This is a genomic window from Streptomyces sp. NPDC048383, assembly GCF_040651775.1.
Taxonomy (GTDB): domain Bacteria; phylum Actinomycetota; class Actinomycetes; order Streptomycetales; family Streptomycetaceae; genus Streptomyces.
In genome coordinates, this window is record NZ_JBEZKS010000133.1 from 1 (window position 1) to 4,268 (window position 4,268).

The 4,268-nt window shown below is 71.3% G+C and carries 5 protein-coding genes; 1 reads left to right on the top strand and 4 read right to left on the bottom strand.

The window, feature by feature from the left end; genetic code table 11:
- Positions 1-74: 74 nt before the first annotated feature.
- Positions 75-347, bottom strand: coding sequence for a hypothetical protein (locus AB0D46_RS38290; RefSeq protein ID WP_362884699.1), 273 nt, complete (start codon positions 345-347; stop codon positions 75-77).
- A 606-nt stretch (positions 348-953) separates the two neighbouring features.
- Between AB0D46_RS38290 and AB0D46_RS38295 the strand changes: the two genes are divergently transcribed.
- Entirely contained in the window at positions 954-1,178 is a 225-nt protein-coding gene (locus AB0D46_RS38295; protein WP_362884701.1) for a hypothetical protein, read from the top strand.
- Positions 1,179-1,322: 144 nt separating this feature from the next.
- Here the strand turns inward: AB0D46_RS38295 and AB0D46_RS38300 are convergent, their stop codons facing one another.
- The 3 genes from AB0D46_RS38300 to AB0D46_RS38310 all read right to left on the bottom strand — a co-directional run.
- Complete coding sequence (locus AB0D46_RS38300) at positions 1,323-1,628, bottom strand: alpha/beta hydrolase (protein ID WP_362884702.1); 306 nt, start codon at positions 1,626-1,628, stop codon at positions 1,323-1,325.
- A 1,172-nt stretch (positions 1,629-2,800) separates the two neighbouring features.
- Positions 2,801-3,238, bottom strand: a complete 438-nt coding sequence (locus AB0D46_RS38305; protein ID WP_362884703.1) for a DUF4259 domain-containing protein — start codon at positions 3,236-3,238, stop codon at positions 2,801-2,803.
- A gap of 424 nt (positions 3,239-3,662) precedes the next feature.
- A partial coding sequence (locus tag AB0D46_RS38310; protein ID WP_362884704.1) for a SigB/SigF/SigG family RNA polymerase sigma factor occupies positions 3,663-4,268 on the bottom strand: 606 nt, incomplete at its 5' end.

The window sequence follows — 4,268 nt, forward strand, 5'->3', positions numbered from 1 at the left end:
GCCGGTGGCGTCCGCCCCCGTACGCGGGAGGGGCGGGCGCCACCGGCCGAGGCCGTATCCGTGCGCGGCTCAGATCATGAACTGGCCACGACGGCGCCGAGGATCATGCCACCGACCAGGCCCACGGCGCTGACGACTATGGCGATCGTGGCGAGCCGCTCGTGGCGGACGACTTTGGCGACGATGCCGAGGATCAGGCCGATCACACCGAACACGATCGGCAGGAAGATCAGGGAGATCACGCCCAGCACGATCGCGATGATGCTCAGGACGTTGCCGGCCGACGCCGCGCTCGGGGCGCCGTCGGTCCGCTGTCCGGTGGGCTGGTTGCCGTACTGCGTCGTCATCTTCCGCTCCTTCGAAGCGATCACCCGAAGAGCCGCCTCAGGGGAGGACCGGCCTGGCTCCCGCATACCCCGAAGTCCGTTGTCGATGCGGCCACTTGGGCCCTCTTGTCGCATCAGGAAGCCTCGACTCCCCGAGCCCCTGTCGAACGCGTCGACGGCACGGCCGGCGCGTGCGGAACGCGCCTGCGCCTACCGGCGGCGGCGCCGGCGACGGTGGCGGCCGACGGCCGACGGCCGACGGGGAAACTCACGGTGCCCGTCCCTCGTGTCCATGAGGCGCCCGCCTCGCTCCCTCCCCGCACGAGCCGACGTGCGCCGGTCAGGGGGTCGACGACCACGAAACCCGCTTCGTCGATCTCCACGCCTGCGCGGCACGCCACGGGACACGACGCGACGGGCGCGACGGGACCGACGGCCGGGGCCCCGTCCGAGCCATGGCTTCCGGGCACGAGGCGCGTAGCCCTCTGGGCGACAGAAGAGCGGGCCGCGTCCAGGCCCGGCTTCCACTCGCGGCCAGAACCCGGCAGGGCCCACCGATGGGGCCGAGCGGGTCGCGGACGGTCGGCTCAAGGTGCCGCGTGCCCGGGCTGGGCCCAGGCTGGAGGCATGCCCGATCAGACGGAGATCGTGATCCATCCCGTGTCGCCGAAGGGTGGGCGGAAAGTGACCGTGCACGCGCTGGGCGTGGACGCCGACCTCGGGCGCGCCCACACACCCGGCGACGTGTCGGAATTCCTGCGCCGCGCCGGCTTCGAGGACGTGGACCTCTCCGAGGACGGGCCGATCCGCTGGGAAGGCGGCGGTCCGGAGATCTGGAGCGCCGACACCTGACCCCTGCCCCCGCGCCCACCCTCCCCCGGCCCGCCGGCAGACCGCACCGGACGGCACCCACCCACCCGGTCGGGGCCGAACTGACGGGGTGGGCGAACAGGCCTTCGTCAACAGGGCGTTGATCAGCGATGGTGCGGCCGGCCGTCAGAGGCGGGCGAGGAAGCGGCGTACGGCGGCGTGGACCCCCTCGGGGTCGCGCAGTTGGAGGAAGTGGTCGGCGTCCAGGGTCTCGTGCGTCGTACGGGGGCGGCGGGCGGTCATCTCGGCGGCGTGCCGGGCGCTGAGGACCTGGCTGGCCGTGCCCCGCAGAAGCAGGGCCGGGCACGGTGCGGCGAGCCATTGCGCCCAATGGTCGCCATGGACGGCGGTCTCGGACGTGACGGTGTCCTGCGGATGGAACGGCAGCCGCCAGCCACCGTCGGGCAGCGGGCGCAGGGCACCGCCCAGCATGGGGGCGGCGGGGCCGAGGGCGGAATCATACGGTCGTACATGACGGATGTTCAATACGCCTGTATGAATCGAGTGATGAAAGACGCCTTGCCGCCAAGTCGGGGGCCGGGCCGCCGCACAGGAGATTTACGGATGTCGGACCGTTTGGCTTCTGCGTTTCGGGACACACGAGTGGTTACGGTGGTGCCTCAGGAGACGGGCTTCCACCGCGGCTGGGTGACCGTAGGCGGCCCCACTTCTCCGTGTGGAGCCGCCTACGGCCCGCCCGCATGCGCCAACCCCACCCGCTGCCATCTCGATGCGGGCAGGTCAGCACACCACCCGCCCCTTCCACCACGGGCACGGAAATCCACTCCCCCGGGTCCGGCGGCCCGCAGCCCCGCAGCCCTGATCACACGGCCGACCAAGGCGAGCGGGCCGCGTTCGGTTCCCCGCCGCACGAAGTACACGCGGCGGAATCTCCGACAGATGGTCGGAGTCCGCCCCGCATCCCCCCGTGGGAACCTCAGTCCGTCGGCTCCTGCGGCTTGGGGTCCTTCGGCTCGGCGGGTCCCGTGGCCCCGTTCTGCGATTCCTCCCGGGAGCCGTCGGCACCCTCGGCCCCGCTGTCCCACAGCTCGGGCGCCTGAACACCCCGAGGGGGAAGGTCGGGAGTGAGGGGCTTGTCATTCTCGGGAACCCGGGCAGGGAGCTCCGGTTCGGGCGTCCGGGATGCGTGAGCTTCGCTTTCATCAGTCATACAGCCCGCCTGCCCCGCAATCCGAACCGAACACCCGCCCGAGAGCTGCGAAGGAAAGCCGGTCCCAAAAGAGCGGCGGCCCCGCGAAACGCCGCAACGCCGCCCGGGGTTCACGCGTAGGGACGCAGCCATGGAACCTCGGAACGGATCGAGACTTCGACGGCCGCCGGCCAGGAGCTGCGCGAGGTCGCGCTGCTGAGTGGCGGCCGGCAGACCGTGATCCGGCAGCCGGAACGGTGGCGGTCGAGTTCGCCTTCACCCAAGGCTGCCTGCGGATCGTCAACGGCCTCGACGAGAACCGCATCGAGCTCGGTGCGGCCCAACCGGAGTACGTCCGACACCGGCTGGGCCGCTGATCGTGACCACCGGGTGGGCTTCTGGTTGATCGACGACCGGCGGAGGGGTGGCCTGCGCGGAGATGCCGATCCGGAGGTCAGGTCCAGGAGAGGGCTTGCTCCTGTGGCGGGATCGGGGGGTCGAGGACAGCGCGAAGGCCGGCGATGTCTCGGCGCCATGTCGGTCCCTTCGTAGCCTCGTCCCACAGCTCCGCGATGTCGGAACGCTCGGCGACCACGTGGTCCAGGGCGTCGATGGCAAGCGTTCGAAGGTCCGCGGGCAACACCGGCAGTGGCTCCGACGGGCCGTAGTTCGAGCACGCGGGTTCGCCGTCGGGGTGCTGTGCGGCTACCAGGGCTGCTGCGGCCACGGCTCGCTCGGCGTCCGGGGTGACCAGGTGGTCCGCAGGGTGGACAGCACGTTCCAGGGCTCTGCGGATCATGGGCTCCCGTTGCTCCATGGGCGCCTCGTCCAGGTCGCCGGCGAAGTCGGCGGCCGTGTCGTTGTCGAAGGGGCCGATGTCCCAGGTGCCCATATCTCTCCTTGCGTACGCGTCCGGGAATGGTCGCATTGGCCACCGACAGTGCGCTCAGGAAGCAAGCAGTACCCTCCACACCCGTGTTGCGGTCGTCGCCACCGGCCGCCACGCGCCCAACAGCGTCCTCCCGGGATCCGGCGGCCTTCACGCCGCGCCACCGCCTCACATCGGCCGAGCCCCTGCTCCGCACCCGGGACCGGCGAGGCGTACGGAATGCGCACCGACAGGCTCCGGCCCACCAGCGAACGCGTGGCGGGCAGCGCATGGCGGGCGGCGCGTGGCGGGTAGAGCGCGCGAAGCCCCCGGACGTCGTGCTCGTCCAGGGGCTGCCGCCGCGGCGATGCCGTGCGGGGGTTCGCGGTGGTCCGGGTGGGGCGTGGCGGCTTCGGCCGGCCGCGTCCCGCGCGGGGGGGGGGGGGGATCAGTTGGCGAGCATGCCCTCGCGGAGGCGGGTGAGGGTCCGGGTGAGGAGTCGGGAGATCTGCATCTGGGAAATGCCCAGGCGCTCACCGATCTGCGCCTGCGTCATCTCCTGGCCGAAGCGCATCTGCAGGATGAGCCGCTCGCGTCCTTCGAGCTTCTGCAGCAGCGGGGCGAGGCTGTGGATGTCCTCGAAGAGCTCCATCGCGGGGTCCTCGCTGCCGAGTACGTCGGCCAGGGGGCGCGGGGCGGTGTCGGAGGATTCGTTCTGCTCGTTGTCGAGGGACTGGCTGGAGTGACCGTTGGCGGCGACCAGGCCCTCGATCACCTCGTCGTCACTGAGGCCCAGGTGCTCCGCCAGCTCACGGACCGTCGGCGCCCGGTCGAGCACGGCGTGCAGGTCTTCCTTGCCGCGCGCCAGTTCGATGCGCAGCTCCTGCAGGCGACGCGGGACGCGCACGGCCCAGGTGGTGTCGCGGAAGTGCCGCTTGATCTCCCCGGTGATGTAAGGGAGGGCCAGGGTCGTGAACTCGTTGCCGAGGGTGGGGTCGAAGCGGTCGATGGCCTTGATGAGGCCGATGGTGCCGACCTGGATGATGTCCTCGAT